The sequence below is a fragment of the Marinobacter sp. DY40_1A1 genome, from assembly GCF_016597815.1.
Lineage (GTDB): Bacteria > Pseudomonadota > Gammaproteobacteria > Pseudomonadales > Oleiphilaceae > Marinobacter > Marinobacter xiaoshiensis.
Window position 1 is genome coordinate 445875 of sequence record NZ_VCHA01000002.1, and the last position, 14641, is coordinate 460515.

At 54.3% G+C, this 14641-nt stretch carries 16 protein-coding genes; 3 read left to right on the forward strand and 13 right to left on the reverse strand.

Features of this window, described 5'->3' with window-relative positions:
• Nucleotides 1-8: 8 nt before the first annotated feature.
• From tssG to tssB, 5 genes are all read right to left on the reverse strand, one after another.
• Nucleotides 9-1025, reverse strand: coding sequence for a type VI secretion system baseplate subunit TssG (tssG, locus tag FFI61_RS07915; protein WP_200369854.1), 1017 nt, complete (start codon nucleotides 1023-1025; stop codon nucleotides 9-11).
• Nucleotides 989-2761 carry a type VI secretion system baseplate subunit TssF gene (gene tssF, locus FFI61_RS07920; RefSeq protein ID WP_200369855.1) on the reverse strand — a complete coding sequence of 591 codons (1773 nt, stop codon included), beginning with the start codon at nucleotides 2759-2761 and terminating at the stop codon, nucleotides 989-991. Before tssF ends, tssG begins: the two co-directional genes overlap by 37 nt.
• Before the next feature lie 145 nt (nucleotides 2762-2906).
• The gene (gene tssE, locus FFI61_RS07925) at nucleotides 2907-3311 is read right to left on the reverse strand and encodes a type VI secretion system baseplate subunit TssE (protein WP_200369947.1); all 405 of its coding nucleotides are present in this window, start codon (nucleotides 3309-3311) and stop codon (nucleotides 2907-2909) included.
• 27 nt (nucleotides 3312-3338) lie between these two features.
• The gene (gene tssC / locus FFI61_RS07930; RefSeq protein WP_200369856.1) at nucleotides 3339-4820 is read right to left on the reverse strand and encodes a type VI secretion system contractile sheath large subunit; all 1482 of its coding nucleotides are present in this window, start codon (nucleotides 4818-4820) and stop codon (nucleotides 3339-3341) included.
• Between the two features lie 65 nt (nucleotides 4821-4885).
• Nucleotides 4886-5380, reverse strand: coding sequence for a type VI secretion system contractile sheath small subunit (gene tssB, locus FFI61_RS07935; RefSeq protein WP_200369857.1), 495 nt, complete (start codon nucleotides 5378-5380; stop codon nucleotides 4886-4888).
• Between the two features lie 305 nt (nucleotides 5381-5685).
• On the opposite strand from tssB, the gene FFI61_RS07940 reads away from it, so the two are divergent.
• Nucleotides 5686-5946: an acyl-CoA-binding protein gene (locus FFI61_RS07940; RefSeq protein ID WP_200202363.1), complete on the forward strand. Its 261-nt coding sequence runs from the start codon at nucleotides 5686-5688 to the stop codon at nucleotides 5944-5946.
• An 86-nt stretch (nucleotides 5947-6032) separates the two neighbouring features.
• Here FFI61_RS07940 and FFI61_RS07945 read toward each other — a convergent pair whose 3' ends face one another.
• Entirely contained in the window at nucleotides 6033-6491 is a 459-nt protein-coding gene (locus FFI61_RS07945) for a hypothetical protein (protein ID WP_227714732.1), read from the reverse strand.
• A 167-nt stretch (nucleotides 6492-6658) separates the two neighbouring features.
• Here FFI61_RS07945 and greB point away from each other — a divergent pair, with 167 nt between their 5' ends.
• Together greB and FFI61_RS07955 are read left to right on the forward strand one after the other, a co-directional pair.
• Entirely contained in the window at nucleotides 6659-7132 is a 474-nt protein-coding gene (gene greB / locus FFI61_RS07950; protein WP_200202364.1) for a transcription elongation factor GreB, read from the forward strand.
• Nucleotides 7133-7398: 266 nt separating this feature from the next.
• Nucleotides 7399-7680, forward strand: coding sequence for a hypothetical protein (locus tag FFI61_RS07955; protein ID WP_200369858.1), 282 nt, complete (start codon nucleotides 7399-7401; stop codon nucleotides 7678-7680).
• Nucleotides 7681-7683: 3 nt separating this feature from the next.
• Here the strand turns inward: FFI61_RS07955 and FFI61_RS07960 are convergent, their stop codons facing one another.
• The 7 genes from FFI61_RS07960 to ftsE all read right to left on the reverse strand — a co-directional run bounded on the left by FFI61_RS07960 (nucleotide 7684) and on the right by ftsE (nucleotide 14620).
• A complete protein-coding gene (locus FFI61_RS07960; protein WP_200369859.1) occupies nucleotides 7684-9165 on the reverse strand; it encodes a sensor histidine kinase in 1482 nt (493 codons plus the stop codon).
• Entirely contained in the window at nucleotides 9152-9832 is a 681-nt protein-coding gene (locus tag FFI61_RS07965; protein ID WP_100637889.1) for a response regulator transcription factor, read from the reverse strand. The genes FFI61_RS07960 and FFI61_RS07965 overlap by 14 nt, the downstream gene beginning before the upstream one ends.
• Before the next feature lie 108 nt (nucleotides 9833-9940).
• Nucleotides 9941-10714 (reverse strand): hydroxypyruvate isomerase, encoded by a 774-nt coding sequence (hyi, locus tag FFI61_RS07970; protein WP_200369860.1) that lies wholly within the window; start codon nucleotides 10712-10714, stop codon nucleotides 9941-9943.
• A gap of 5 nt (nucleotides 10715-10719) precedes the next feature.
• Nucleotides 10720-11631 carry an NAD(P)-dependent oxidoreductase gene (locus FFI61_RS07975; protein ID WP_200369861.1) on the reverse strand — a complete coding sequence of 304 codons (912 nt, stop codon included), beginning with the start codon at nucleotides 11629-11631 and terminating at the stop codon, nucleotides 10720-10722.
• Between the two features lie 236 nt (nucleotides 11632-11867).
• On the reverse strand, nucleotides 11868-12731 hold the full coding sequence (gene rpoH / locus FFI61_RS07980; protein ID WP_200202368.1) for an RNA polymerase sigma factor RpoH: 864 nt from the start codon (nucleotides 12729-12731) through the stop codon (nucleotides 11868-11870).
• Between the two features lie 196 nt (nucleotides 12732-12927).
• Nucleotides 12928-13941, reverse strand: coding sequence for a permease-like cell division protein FtsX (gene ftsX / locus FFI61_RS07985; protein WP_310966443.1), 1014 nt, complete (start codon nucleotides 13939-13941; stop codon nucleotides 12928-12930).
• On the reverse strand, nucleotides 13931-14620 hold the full coding sequence (ftsE, locus tag FFI61_RS07990; protein WP_200369862.1) for a cell division ATP-binding protein FtsE: 690 nt from the start codon (nucleotides 14618-14620) through the stop codon (nucleotides 13931-13933). The genes ftsX and ftsE overlap by 11 nt, the downstream gene beginning before the upstream one ends.
• Nucleotides 14621-14641: the final 21 nt, after the last annotated feature.

The following is a 14641-nucleotide window of genomic DNA, read 5'->3' on the forward strand; positions in this document are numbered from 1 at the left end:
TTTTCATATTAACGGCGTATCTGAATCCGAACCGCTGGCCAGCGCCGGGATTTCTCTGGCGTTACAAAAGAATTCCAGCCCAACCGTATGTCCTGCCCCATCTGCATCGGGCGAATATCCTGCCCGCGCATCTGCAATTCCAGGTCGTAAGCCAACTGCTCTCGGGTCGCGAATTCCACCAGCTTCACCAGTCTTTGGTGATCCTGTCCGTTGGGTAGAAAGTCTGCAAAACGCTGACGGCTGAGGTTGCGTATCCTCAGAATAAACTTGCCGCTGCGATCACGGATCTGCGAGCCGACCAAGGTGTCGTTCCCCAGCGTAGCGTTGCACTGGCCCAAGCGCGTTTGCTGGTCCTCACCAATGGCGACCTTGCGTAACACCCACTGCTCAATGCTCACATCGTCGAGATCAAAGCAATGAGCCACAATGCCACTGACCACTTCCGGCGAACGGCTGCGGCCTGCCATCAAGCCGGAATAGGCCAGCATTTTTGACCAGTTAACCGGTGTGGCTTCTCTCAATCGGCTATCGCCAAGGCCGATAAGGGCGTAGATCAGATTGGAAAAGCCATCCGATGCGCCGGGGCGAAAACGCACGTAGTAACGGTATTTGCGCCAGGACCGGTGAAACAGGGTAACCAGCCGGTGATTGAAAAAATCCAGAAAATGCCGGCGAATACCCAGATCCTGACCCGCTTCCCAGGCGAGATCCTCAAGGTAATAACCCGGCAGCGGCGACTGTGAACCGTGCAGGCCCAGAAAACTCACTTCCATCTGGTAGGGGCCGTGCTCATGCTCCGGCGACAAAGCGGAAACCACATCGCTACCGGGAAACCCGAGGCCCGCCGAGGCGGAAAACCGGATACGCTCCTGCTGCGGTTGCTCGTCGCGACCGCCTTCCAGATCGTCACCGTGGTGCCGGTGAATCAGATCCACCAGCTGAAAAAAACTGTACCGCCGCGCATTACCCAGAACGGGCTGCAGGCCGGCTACATCAGCGGTTGCTGACCTTGCTGTAACGTCCATGTATACCGTTCCTGATTATCTGTATTCACCACTTCCAGTTGGTGAAATGCGTTGATACTGGCATAAAGCGCAAAGAACTGGCTGAGTACGGTGCCGAACAGGTACAAATCGCCTTCCGAGGCAAAGGCCTGTTGATCCAGCTTCATCACCGAACGAATTCCCCGTACCGGCAGCCCGCGGATCATCTTGTCCACCGGATTGGTTTCAATGGCACTGATACCCGCAAGCCGCTTCTGGGACACCCGCTCCGCCTGGCGATCCACCAGTGCGCGGAAATCATACACACGCAATACGGTGCGCAAGGCATCCACATCCAGCATGGAGAGATAGTTCAGCGACAGATTGGAGATCAGTGTCCACAACAGGCTGCCATCCAGAGTCGGCCTCAAGGTAGCGGTGGGACGGGTGATATTGCTGAAGGACGCAAACGCCGGCGTGGTTTCGGTAGCCATGCAAACTTCCCCGACCGCCAGCTGTTGCGGCAGTTGCCGGTTGGTGCAGGTCAGCGTCAGGGAAATAGCTTCCTGGCGATCCATACACTCGGATTCATCGCCGCGAACAAACGACATATAGTGATCAAAGCCATCACCGCGCACGCTATCCCTGGCTCGAACCCGGTAATACAGGGCTGTGCGGCCACGATCCCGCTCAACTTCGTGCTGAAAGCTTTCGAAAGCCGTATACAGCCGGCGCTCGCCCCGCCCCGAACGGCCTTCCAGCCAGCCTTCAACCTGTTCAATGCTGAACACTTCAAAATGATCCGGCGACCGGCTCGAGGCCAGAATCCGGTACTCGGTCTGACGCCCGTTCAGATCCACCGGCTCACCCTCATGGGCAAACAGATTCACCGCCGGCGTGCAGTAAAGCTGCATATTCTCCGCCCGAACCCGGGCATCCGGTGGCAAAATCCGGCTGAAATGAAAACGCAGACTGATTTCATCCGCCTGAACCGCCGGCAAGCGGTTCTTCAGGCCGGTAATGTCCACAAACCGGAACGCCTCCGGAAAACTCAGGTATTCCTGCAGAATCCGATAGCCGGAATAGGCGTTCTTTGGATAAGGCAAAAGCGCCTCATCACTGGCGAAACCGACAGGTTTCAACAAAGAAGTCGGCAGGCTGTAAACCGACTCGCCAACCACCAGTTCCATGCGGCTGAGATAATGGTTCAGCCACAAATATAGCGTTTCAGCCGTGTGATTATCCCCGCCCAGATAGAAGCGCAGACTATCAAGATCCAGGGCGCTTAGCGGTTGATCGGTATGCAGCGCCAAGTCTACTGTCATCGACGACACTTCCCGGGAATGCTCGGCGTGAGCATCGGCGACACTGATTGGGAAAACGTCCACAACACGACAGGTACGAAACCGGCACTGAGTCTGACGCGTGGAGTCTCCCAAAGGGCGGCTCTTGATTTCCGTGTGCCGCTCAACCCTTTGTCGCTCACTGATGGAATGCAACTGCGGATCAAACCGCATAATGGTGCAGCTCGGAACCGGACGAAGATAGTTCGGCCAAAGCATGTTCAGCAATGAATGGGTCAGCTCTGGAAATTCATCTTCCACTTTCTCCCGAAGTTTCCCGGTCAGAAACGCAAAGCCTTCCAACAAGCGCTCAACATCAGGATCGGTGCTTTGCTCAGAAAGAAATCGGGTAAGCTGCGGGTGAGCCTCAGCAAACTCCCGCCCCTGCAATCGCAGAAAGCTCAATTCGTCCCTGTAAAATCGGTTTAACTTCATACAACTACCGCTTCCTTGGGAGTATGATCCGGTCGGTATACTTTTCTTCCGGGAAAAAACAACTCGCTGCGCTCAGACATTTTTTTCCCTGCAGAAAAGCATCCCCACCGGCTCCTGCCATCCTTGGTGTTTGCTGATCGTTTCGTTACGTCACTCGGTAGTAACGTTTGTCATCCAGTAATAGATCTATCGTCGTTTTGTCGTCTTTTGCGCCTACGTTCAGGTATACCGTTACCTGAAACCGTAACTGCAAAGGGTCTGGCCCCTGGGGTAAAGCAACCACATCAACCCGCTTTACTCTCGGTTCGTACTTCTCAATGCACTGCCGAATTGCGCTGCGGATCTGGATACTCAGATCGTGGGTACCCAGAGTCGCATCGTTGAAGTCCAGCAGTCCCAGTTCCGGCGCACAGGCGCTATTGCCGGGATGTGCATTGAGCAGTCGAACCAGGTGGCGTTTTATTGAAGCCACCATATGGGTGACTTCCCCCATGCTTTGCCCTTCCGGAGAACCAGCCTGCTCCAATCGTTCGAACAGGCTGCCTCCCATGGGTTGTGCATCACTACTGAACACGGATTAATCCTTGTCCAGGCGGCCTACCAGCGACAGCTCGAAGTTGGCACCCATGTATTTGAAGTGCGGACGCACAGCCAGAGACACCTGGTACCAGCCTGGATCGCCTTCTACATCGGAAACCGTTACCTGAGCTGCGCGCAATGGGCGGCGGCTGCGTACTTCGGCCGGTGGGTTTTCCTGATCGGCCACGTACTGGCGAATCCAGGTGTTCAGTTCGCGCTCAAGATCCTGACGCTCCTTCCAGGAACCGATCTGTTCGCGCTGCAGCACCTTGATGTAATGAGCCAGGCGGTTAACGATCATCATGTACGGCAACTGGGTACCCAACTTGTAGTTGGTTTCCGCTTCCTTGCCTTCCTTGGTGTTCGGGAACTGCTTGGGCTTTTGTACGGAGTTGGCTGAGAAGAAGGCCGCGTTATCGCTACCCTTACGCATGGTGAGGGAGATAAAGCCTTCATCCGCCATTTCGTATTCACGTCGATCGGTGATCAGCACTTCTGTAGGAATCTTGGCTTCCAGCTGGCCGAAGGATTCGAACAGGTGAACCGGCAGATCTTCCACAGCACCGCCGCTTTGCGGACCGATGATGTTCGGGCACCAGCGGTATTTGGCAAAGCTCTCGGTCAATCGCGTAGCCAGCAGGTAGGCGGTGTTGCCCCACAGGTAATGCTCGTGATCGCCGGAGACGTCTTCCTTGTAGTTGAAGCTGCGCACCGGGTTTTCACTGGGGTCGTAAGGCACCCGCAGCAGAAAACGTGGGGATGTCAGGCCCAGATAGCGGGCGTCTTCGGATTCACGCAGGGAGCGCCACTTGGCGTATTTCGGGCCTTCGAAAACGGCTTTCAATTCCTTGATTGCCGGCAGTTCCTGGTAGCTGTCTACGCCAAAGAATGACGGCGCAACCGAGGACAGGAAAGGCGCGTGAGCCATAGCACCAACAGACGATACATACTGCAGCAGCTTCATATCCGGTGTAGACGGTGTGAACGCATAATTACCAACAACTGCACCTACGGGCTCGCCGCCGAACTGGCCATATTCCGTGGAATAAATGTGCTTGTAGAAGCCGGTCTGGGTGACATCGGGAGCGAACTCGAAGTCTTCGAGAAGTTCGGTTTTCGTGGCGTGCAAAATATCCACTTTGATATTTTCGCGGAAGTCAGTGCGATCAACCATCAGTTTGAGGCCACGCCAGGAGGATTCCAGTTCCTGCAGCTTGGGCGCATGCAGAATTTCATCCATCTGGGCGCTGATCTTGCGATCCAGTTCGACCACCATCTGGTCAACCAGTGCCTTGTTGACCGGCTGGCCTTTCTCTTCGCTTTTCAGCAGGTTGGCAATAAACGTTGCAACGCCTTTGCGGGCGACATCGTAGCCCTCGTCAGCTGGCGCCATGCGACTGTTGGCCATGACCTGGTCGAGCAAGGAGCCTTCCATTACAGATTCAGAGGCAGCGGATTGCTGCGCAGCAGTATCAGACATACCACATCCCTTCAGTACGTGATTGATATTTGGTGTTGTGTACCGCGTGAAGGCGGCAGCAATGATTACTCGCCTTCTGTAGCCAGTTCCAGCTCAGACAAGAGGGTTTCACGGGCTTCGTCGTTATCCAGCAACTCCTGCAGCTTGGAACGGAACGAAGGCACGTTACCCAGAGGGCCTTTCAAAGCGACAAGTGCTTCCCGCAACTCGATCAGCTTCTTCAGCTCAGGAACCTGACGGGCAATGCTGTCGGGCGAGAAGTCATCCAGGGACTGGAATTCGAGCTTGACCGGCAGTTCGTCGGCCTGCTCTTCCAGCTGGTTGGATACAGTAGTAGATAACGTAAGGCCGGCTTCCTTCATGACAGAACGGAAGTTGTTCTTGTCGACGGAAATGGCTTTGCGTTCTTCGATGGGGGTTTCTTCGGCGTGTCCTTTAAAATCACCAACGACGAACATCTTCAGCGGCAGTTCGGTTTCAGCCTGCTGATCTCCGGTGGCGGGGACATATTTGATATTGATGCGCTCTTTCGGCGCGACAGAACCGTCTTTGGACGACATGGCTTGCTCCCTGTGCAAATCATTTGCAGTTGTTCAATCCTTCGTGCGTACCGTCCTGGCACGCAGCGACAAAACTGTACACATGTGGCTCAGGTTTCTCAAGCAATAATTGGCCAGCAGCGCCTCAAACTGTGCGCGCGGGCAAACTTTTGCCAAAGTGTTTGTGCCCAGGCATGTACATGTGACCCACTGGCCACAGCCTCAGGAAATTTGGTCAATGACGGCACGCAGCGTCGTAGCTATACTCCTGAAACCATAGTTAAAGCTTTAAAAGTATTTTCACAATAACCAAGGAGGAGATTGATATGAGCGACGTGAAATCCCGTTTCGAAGAGGCAGTAAACTACATTCAAAATGCCGAAGGTGACTTCAAGCCATCCAACGAGATGAAGCTGGAGTTCTACGCACTGTATAAGCAGGGCACCGAAGGTGATGTGTCAGGCAAGCGCCCGGGTATGATGGATTTTGTTGGCCGCGCCAAGTATGACGCTTGGGAAAAGTGCAAAGGTATGTCGAAAGACGACGCCATGCAGAAGTACATCGACAAGCTCGAAGCCCTGAAGTAAGCCACCTCAGCTTTCCGGTCCCGGCCAAAACACTGCCGGGATCACACCACCTGTAATTTAACGCCTTCCTGCATTTTCCGGGCCTGTCAGCGGCCGTTCATGTTCACATTGAGAGCTTCGTAGGTGCGGTTTTCTGGTGGGCGAATTACGTAATTATTGCTGTGTGTCTGCCCGGGAAGGGATTTGGGATTGCTGAAGCGAAACTCTACTGGTATCTGGGAGCGCCCGAGGTCCGTACGGCCGTCACCCGGCTGCAGCGCCAAGGGGTCAAGATAGAAATCGTCAGCACCCGCTTGCTGCACAGGAACACCCTCAGCGGGCGCAGCCAAACCACCCTCTATCACCGTGTCCGAGAGCACATCTTCAGCAATGGAGTTGAAAGGGATAGTCTCGAGCGTTGACCGCTGCTCAACCTCAAACACCTGGCTCTCGCCAGGACTGGTCTGCGCACTGGCCAATCCTGTTACCATGAACAGGAAAACGACAGAAGCCAAACCGGAGTGCATCAATTTCGGCGCTCTGACAGAACGGTGCAAGAGATTCATTAGATTTGCCCTCGAAGACACGCTTTTTATAATTGTGTCAATTTTCGATCAGTCTATCGCCAAACCGGTCGTGTTTCTCAGTTAATTGACCGTTTTGTGACAACTTTCACTGGCTCGGATGATTAAGATTGCCAGTTTCGTACCATCTTTGGACAACAGGAGCCGCTTTGAAGACGCCACTTATCACCCGGCAGGGCTACGATGATCTGCAAAAAGAACACGACGAACTCTGGAGATTTGAGCGCCCGGAGGTCACCAAAAAAGTTACCTGGGCGGCCAGCCTTGGCGATCGCAGTGAGAACGCAGACTATCAGTACAACAAGAAACGACTCAGAGAGATTGATCGCCGAGTACGCTACCTGAGACGCTGCCTGGACAATCTGAAAGTAGTGGAGTACCACCCGGATCAGGAAGGAAAAGTATTTTTCGGGGCCTGGGTAGAAGTTGAAAACGACGATAGCAAAACCCTGAAGTTCCGAATCGTTGGCTACGATGAGATATTCAACCGCAATGACTACATTTCCATCGACTCACCGATGGCCCGGGCTCTTCTGAAAAAAGAAGTAGGCGATGAGGCCGAGGTAAGAACCGATGCAGGAACAATCACCTGGTACATCAACTCAATTACTTACGAAAAGTAGAACAACCAGACATAAAAAAACCCCGTAAAAACGGGGTAAGGCTAGCGCTGTGCTGGAGGGAGAAGCAAGCTGCTATTCGTGCTTGCCTCTATCTACAGCTTCAATTCTACACACCCGGAATTACCACGCCCTTGCCGATGAATTACCTTTTAGTCAGGGAGAACCAGACAAGTATGTGCAGAAAATTAGGTTGTACACTCTAGGGGACCGGGATAGCGTTAAGGTATCGAACCTTATACCCGCTTCCAGTTATGGAGATAGCATAAATGAACACACAGAAGCTTCTGAACATGGCTCTTGAAGGCGTAGACTCGCTGGGTTTCCGCCTTGACCAGATGGGCATTACCGGAAAAGTTAACCGCCACAACATTGCGGCTTTTCTGATGTCAGAACAGAAACACCTTGAAGGTGAGTGGGACAGCATTCAGGTGCGCATCAACCTTCGTCGCACTCAGATTGAGCGCATCACCCAGAAGATTGAAACCCGAACCGATGCTTTATTCGCGCCGGTTATGTCGCAAGTGAACCGGTTCCGCCCGAGTCACTAAGACTCAGGCGCGGTCGGTCTCTGTTGCACCAGTAGCGTCACCGGTGGCCGGCGCCAACGCCTGTTCAGCCTGGGTAGCCCGTATGCGCTTGCGCGCACGGGTGAGCGCAGGCATGTAAACAGCAACCGTCAATCCGGGCGGCTGCTGTGTTTCATCAGTATCGCTAAGTATAATCCGCCCTTTATGAATTTCTGCAACGGCACTGACCAAGCTTAGACCCAAGCCATTGCCGGGAAGCGAACGACTTTTCCCAACCCGATAAAAACGCTGGAATACCTGATCTTTTTCATCGTCAGGAATACCGATACCGCTATCGCTGACTTCGAAAACAGCGTCATCGCCGTCTCTCCGCACAGCTACACCAATGGCACCATGCTCGGGCGTGTATTTAATCGCGTTATCGATCAGGTTACTGATCATCTGGAATAACAGATCCCGGTCGCCTTCGAGCATTACGCCAGGCTCCAGAGACTGCTCAAACGTTTGATCTTTATCCTCTGCCACCGCCTCGTATAGCTCACAGGCATCAGACACCAATTCGTCCAGAGCCACCCGCTTCATATCAGACGAATTACCTTTTGTTTCCAGACGCGCGATGCGCAGCAGCGCATTAAATGTCGCAAGGAGCTGGTCTGCTTCTGCTACAGCGCGGCCGGCCTGTTCCCGTGCCTCATCGTTATCGACAGACATCAGAGTGTTTTCAAGCTGGTTCCGCAATCGCGTGAGAGGCGTACGAAGGTCGTGGGCAATGCTGTCAGACACATGGCGGATACCTTCCATCAGATAAACAATCCGGTCCAACATCTGATTCAGGTTTTCTGCCAGCTGATCGAAATCGTCCTCAGTGCCACGGGTAGGTATACGCAGGGAGAGGTGACCGTTCATTATTCGCCGGGAGGTATTATTGATGACCTCTATGCGGCGAATGGTATTTCGGCTCATCAAATAGCCACCGAGCAGTGCCAGCGCAAGGGTGATCCCCATGCCCCAGTTGATGGCCGTTTCAATTACTCTTTTGAGGCTGGTGAGCTCGTCAACATCTCGACCCACCAATAGCCGCAAACCGCCCTGAACTTCAAATATTCGGGCCCGGGCCAAGCGCTCCGGCCCTTTCCAGCCCACAGCTGAGCTGAGCGTAAAGTTAACCCAACCACCCTCTGAGGGACTGCCCTCTGGCCAGGTTTCCAGATTGCCGGCCAGCTTGAGGAAGTCTTCGGTGGTCAGCAAGTAGATGGTTTTTGCATTGGGATCGCGGGCAACCCGCTCACGAATAATCGTGATCAGGCCGTTTACACCGCGCCCTCTGTATTGCTCCGCCAGTCCGGCGATTTCCGCTTCAATGGTTTCGTCGGTCTGAGCGGTCATAAAACCCGCTGTACGCCAGTAAATAAAGGCCAGTAATAAAAATACCGAGGTGGCAAACACCACCATATACAGCAGGGCAAGCTGGAAGGACGATGTCCTGAGCTGGCTAAGCAGTTTCACGTAACATGTACCCTGCACCCCTCACGGTTTGCAGTAAGGGAGTTTCGAATTCCTTATCAATCTTTGCCCGCAGACGGCTGATATGCACATCAATCACGTTGGTTTGGGGATCGAAGTGATAATCCCAGACTTTTTCCAACAGCATTGTCCGGGTGACCACCTGGCCGGCGTTGCGCATCAAGTACTCAAGCAACCGGAACTCCCGGGGCTGAACATCAATGTTCTGACCGGAGCGCTTAACCGTTCGGGCGAGCAAATCCATTTCCAGATCGGCTACACGCAGCACGGTTTCAGTTTCCGCCGACTGGCGGTTTCGGCGAACCAGCGATTCAATCCGGGCAAGAAGCTCAGTGAAGGAGAAAGGCTTGGTAAGGTAGTCATCACCGCCACCCCGCAGGCCTTCAACACGATCGTCTACATCGCCCAGCGCGCTGAGTATAAGAACCGGCACCTGGTTTCCCGTGGCGCGAACGGTCTTGATGATAGAGAGCCCGTCCATGCCCGGAAGCATGCGGTCGACAATCATGATGTCGTACTCTTCGCTGGCGGCCATCATCATGCCGTCTTTGCCATCGGCAGCGTGATCAACCACGAAGTCTGATTCTTTCAGCCCTTTAACAAGATAATTTGCTACGTCCTGATCGTCTTCGATTACCAGCGCTTTCACCGGATCCCCTCCTGATAGCGGATTACATTAACAACAGAGTACGAATAACTCGGGGCACCGGCCAGTTACGATCTTGTAAGAGGGTGTCGCCAATGGCGACGGTCGGTTCTATGACGGCAACCAGTGCAAGCTATCTGCCGTCGCCCCGGAAGGCAGGTACTCCGCACTTACCCAGCCGTCATAATTCATTTTATCGATGGCGGAAAAAACATTCGAAAAGTTAATCTCGCCGGTTCCCGGCTCATGTCGTCCCGGATTATCGGCAAACTGGATGTGCCCAATCCATGGCAGCAAACACTCCATAGAGCGCACAAGGTCACCCTGCATGATTTGCATGTGGTAGATGTCATATTGCAGGCGCAGGTTATCGGCCTCCACTTCCTCAATCAGAGCCATGACTCTGGCAGACGTATCAAGAAAAAAACGGGGCATATCGACCCGTGAATTTATTGCCTCAACGCACAGCGTAATACCCTCACCCTCCAGCCTATCCGCTGCCCAGGCCACATTCGTCACCAGCGTTTGCCAGGCAGTATCTTCATCCAGTTCGACCGGCTTCAATCCAGCCAGACAGTTCAGCCGCTTGCACCCAAGAGCCCGGGCATACTCAATGGCGTGATCCACCCCGGCGCGGAACTCATCAACCCTGCCTGGCAAGCAAGCAATGCCACGCTCACCTGCCTCCCAGTCACCCGGCGGCAGATTGAACAAAACCTGAGTCAAACCATTGCCTTCCAGAGCTTTACTCAGCTCTTCCTTGGGCCACTCATAGGGGAAAAGATACTCCACGCCCCTAAACCCGGCCGCCGCCGCTTTGGCAAAACGCTCGATAAACGGCACTTCGGTGAATAGCATCGACAGATTGGCAGCAAAACGCGGCATGACAGTTACTCCTTAGACCCTGGGCCAGCAGAACCAAGACGGGTGCGGTTAATATGCTCCAACTCCAGCAGCAGGCCACTGTGATCAGCATCACTGTGGCCATTAGCGACCAGCGAGAGATATTCGTTGTGCACCTGCTGCGACAACGGCAGCGTTAATCCTTCTGCCCGGGCCTCATCCAGAATCATCCGCATGTCCTTCAGCTGTATCCGCGCTGGCGCGCCGGGCGCAAAATCCCGATCGATCATACGCTGACCGTGCAATTCCAGAATCCGGCTACCAGCAAAGCCGCCCATCAGTGCCTCCCGCACTGCCGCCGGATCAGCCCCGCCTTTGGCAGCCAGCAACAAAGCTTCAGACACCGCGCCAATAGTAATTCCAACAATCGCCTGATTAGCCAATTTGGCAAGCTGCCCGGCTCCAACCGGCCCGATTCTCGTGCACTTACCCAGCACCTCAAACACGGGCAAAGCTCTGGAAACATCTTCCTCTGTACCGCCCGCCATAATACTTAACCGCGCTTCCTGAGCACCCAGCGTGCCACCAGAAACCGGCGCATCCACATAGCCAGCGCCCTGTTCCATCGCAAGCGCAGCATGCCGACGAGCGACCGACGGCTGAATGGAACTCATATCAATCACCAGGGCACCCGGCTTTAGAGCTGCCATGGCACCACTGGCAACCAACACCTGCTCAACCACATCGCTGTTTTCCAGCATGGTGATTACCACATCGGCGGTTCGCACTGCATCAACGGGGCTCTCAGCTACCCTTGCCTCACTGGCAAACGGCTCGCACTTGCTGGCCGTTCGGTTCCATACAGTCATTGGGAAGCCTGAATTCAGCAGATTGCGGGTCATGGGAGCACCCATGAGGCCGATGCCAAGAAATGCGATACGGGGGAGTTTCTCAGTCATTTTAGAGGTCTCGGTTTCAAGTATCGGGAAGAAGTAATTGGGCAGGCCCTTCCAAAACCGTGCGGAGCCATGGATGGCGGAGCCGAGCGTACAGGGATGTATTCACAGCGTGTTTTGGAAGGGCCTGCCCAATTACTTCGTGCACCAAACTATAAGTCACAAAGAACACAAACAAAAACGCCACCAACCGGAACCGGTGGTGGCGTTTTCAAAGTACTTTCAGATCAACAGCCTGATCAGGCAGCTTCTTCAGTCATCTGCGTACGGATTTTCTTCATGGCATTCTTCTCTAACTGGCGAATACGCTCAGCTGAAATACCGTACTTGTCTGCCAACTGGTGAAGCGTTGCCTTGCTCTCGGACAACCAACGCTCGCGCAAAATATCCTGGCTGCGCTCATCCAGCATTTCCAACGCTTCCATCAGACGGCCGTTAGAATCCTCCGTCCAGTCCGCTTTTTCGAGCTGAACGGCAGGGTCGCTACGGTGGTCTTCCAGATAATACGCCGGCGCCTTGTAAGCACTGTCGTCATCATCGTCCATCGGGCCATCAAAGGCTGTGTCGTGGGAGGCCAGCCGGCCTTCCATTTCCCGCACAACCCTTGGCTCAACACCCAAATCGTCTGCCACTGCGTGCAGTTCGTCGTGGCTTAGCCAAGCCAGTTTTTTCTTCTGGCTGCGCAAGTTGAAAAACAGTTTGCGCTGGGATTTGGTCGTCGCCACTTTCACAATGCGCCAGTTGCGCAGAATGAACTCGTGAATTTCTGCCTTGATCCAGTGCACGGCAAAGGACACAAGCCGTACGCCATACTCCGGGTTGAAGCGCTTGACCGCCTTCATAAGGCCGACGTTGCCTTCCTGGATCAGATCAGCTTGTGCCAAACCATAGCCGGAATAGCTCCGGGCAATGTGAATAACAAAGCGCAGGTGCGACAGAACCAACTGGCGAGCTGCATCCACGTCTTCATCGTAATGAAGGCGCTCGGCCAGTTCCCGCTCTTCATCCACGGTTAGTACCGGAATGCGGCTCGCGGCCTGAATGTAAGCCTCGAGATTGGCGCCCGGAACCAGTCTTTCAATAAGCTGTAAACTCGTACCCATGCTTTAGCCTCCGAACCTGACGGTCGCATAATATAGCGAATAAAGATTGGACCGCCAAGAACCTTAAAAGTTCCCGAATCTCTCAAGTAAAACGTTTTAAATCAACAAAATGGAGAATTCGCCCTGACTTTCACTACCTTAGAAACTACCCCGGAACCGATCCGTATTCAATACGCTCTTACCGCAATCCGGATCATTAACCGCCAGCTATTTCACCCGGCTCAATATCGTCCAGATGGCGCTTTACTGCTATCCAGGCACCCAGCCAGCCTAGCAGCATCGCTACAATAATCAATGCAAACGCACCGTCAAAACTCAGGCCGCTCAGCGAGAAGTCGCTGCTGTATAAACCAGCAAGGCGCTCAATGGGGCCACTAAGCCACCAAAGAGAGAGTTGCAGCAGTATCCAGGCAACAACGCCACCGCCCAGACCAAACCACGCGCCCGTGTAAAGGAAGGGCCTGCGCACGAAGCCATCCGTTCCCCCGACAAGCTTGGCCACCAGGATCTCATCGCGGCGGCTTTCAATAGATAGCCTTACCGTGTTGCCGATCACCAGCACCACCGCTGCCGCCAACAAGATTGCCAGCGCCCAGACGGCCCGCGCAAGCAGGTCTGTCATGGCGTTCAGGCGTTGCAACCAGCCCAGATCTACCTGAACCCGCTCAATACCCTCCATGCTTTCAACAAACATCAGCAGGCTTGCTACCCCGTCTGCCGTCCTTGCACTTTCCTCAGGCGTGATCAGCAGAGTGTGGGGCAAAGGGTTCTCATCCAGATAATCCAACGCATCATCAAGACCCGACGATGCACGGAATTCTGTCAATGCACGATCACGGTCAATCAATTCAACTCCATCTACCCGTCCATCTGCGCCAATTTCTTCGGCAAGTTTGCGGGTCTGCTCAAGGCTGGCGTCCAGTTTCATATAAGCAGTAACCCGGGCACCGCTCTCCCAACCGGCGCTCACACCCTGAAGGCTGGTCAACAAAAGTAAAAGTGCAACCGGCAATGCCAGCGCAACGCCCATCACCGTCCAGGTCATCAGGCTGGCCACCGGGGTTCGCCACATGCGTGAGGCGCTGTCGCGTGCCACTTTTCGATGATGAATGAAGTAGGATTCCGCCTGCTCGCGCCAGGGCGACCGGGAGGCTTTCGCACCCCGGGCAATATCCGGTTTACGGGGCTTGGACAACGGGTCAACGGCCACGGAAACCTCCTTGCAGTGGGGTACCGCCCGCAATCAGATTGCCGTGATCGAGAGTCAGGGTACGCCGATCCATTTCGTTTATCAGGGCGAGATCGTGGCTGGCGATCAGCACAGTTACACCTACCTGGCTGAATTGTGCAAACAGATTCATGATGTCTGCAGAAAGTTTTGGGTCCAGGTTACCTGTAGGCTCATCCGCCAGCAGTAGAGGCGGCTTGTTCACCACGGCCCGGGCAATACCCACACGCTGCTGCTCACCACCCGATAACTGTAGCGGGTTCATTTTTTCCTTACTGAGCAGTCCCACTTTATCCAGCGCTGCACGCACACGCCGACCCACATCACGGGGTGAAGCTCCCATGACCTCCAAGGGCATGGCCACGTTATCAAACACAGTGCGATCAAAAAGAAGTTGATGATTCTGGAATACCACACCGATGTGCCGGCGTATGTAGGGAACCTGCCTTCGCGGCAGGCGGTTGAGCGCCTGACCACCGACCACCACCTCTCCGGCAGTGGGGCGCTCCATAACCATGAGCAGTTTCAGCAGGGTACTTTTGCCCGCACCTGAGTGCCCGGTCAGAAACGCCAGCTCACCGCGATCCAGGTGAAAATTCACCTGCCGCAACGCAGTATGATCACTGTCATATCGCTTGGTAACCTGGCGAAACTCGATCATAACGGGCGACGACTCCAACAA

What these genes read in the sequence shown, in the direction of transcription:
- tssG (WP_200369854.1), bottom strand. Translation starts at nt 1,025, where the DNA reads ATGGACGTTACAGCAAGGTCAGCAACCGCTGATGTAGCCGGCCTGCAG.
- tssF (WP_200369855.1), bottom strand. Translation starts at nt 2,761, where the DNA reads ATGAAGTTAAACCGATTTTACAGGGACGAATTGAGCTTTCTGCGATTG.
- tssE (WP_200369947.1), bottom strand. Translation starts at nt 3,311, where the DNA reads ATGGGAGGCAGCCTGTTCGAACGATTGGAGCAGGCTGGTTCTCCGGAA.
- tssC (WP_200369856.1), bottom strand. Translation starts at nt 4,820, where the DNA reads ATGTCTGATACTGCTGCGCAGCAATCCGCTGCCTCTGAATCTGTAATG.
- tssB (WP_200369857.1), bottom strand. Translation starts at nt 5,380, where the DNA reads ATGTCGTCCAAAGACGGTTCTGTCGCGCCGAAAGAGCGCATCAATATC.
- FFI61_RS07940 (WP_200202363.1), top strand. Translation starts at nt 5,686, where the DNA reads ATGAGCGACGTGAAATCCCGTTTCGAAGAGGCAGTAAACTACATTCAA.
- FFI61_RS07945 (WP_227714732.1), bottom strand. Translation starts at nt 6,491, where the DNA reads ATGAATCTCTTGCACCGTTCTGTCAGAGCGCCGAAATTGATGCACTCC.
- FFI61_RS07955 (WP_200369858.1), top strand. Translation starts at nt 7,399, where the DNA reads ATGAACACACAGAAGCTTCTGAACATGGCTCTTGAAGGCGTAGACTCG.
- hyi (WP_200369860.1), bottom strand. Translation starts at nt 10,714, where the DNA reads ATGCCGCGTTTTGCTGCCAATCTGTCGATGCTATTCACCGAAGTGCCG.
- FFI61_RS07975 (WP_200369861.1), bottom strand. Translation starts at nt 11,631, where the DNA reads ATGACTGAGAAACTCCCCCGTATCGCATTTCTTGGCATCGGCCTCATG.
- rpoH (WP_200202368.1), bottom strand. Translation starts at nt 12,731, where the DNA reads ATGGGTACGAGTTTACAGCTTATTGAAAGACTGGTTCCGGGCGCCAAT.
- ftsE (WP_200369862.1), bottom strand. Translation starts at nt 14,620, where the DNA reads ATGATCGAGTTTCGCCAGGTTACCAAGCGATATGACAGTGATCATACT.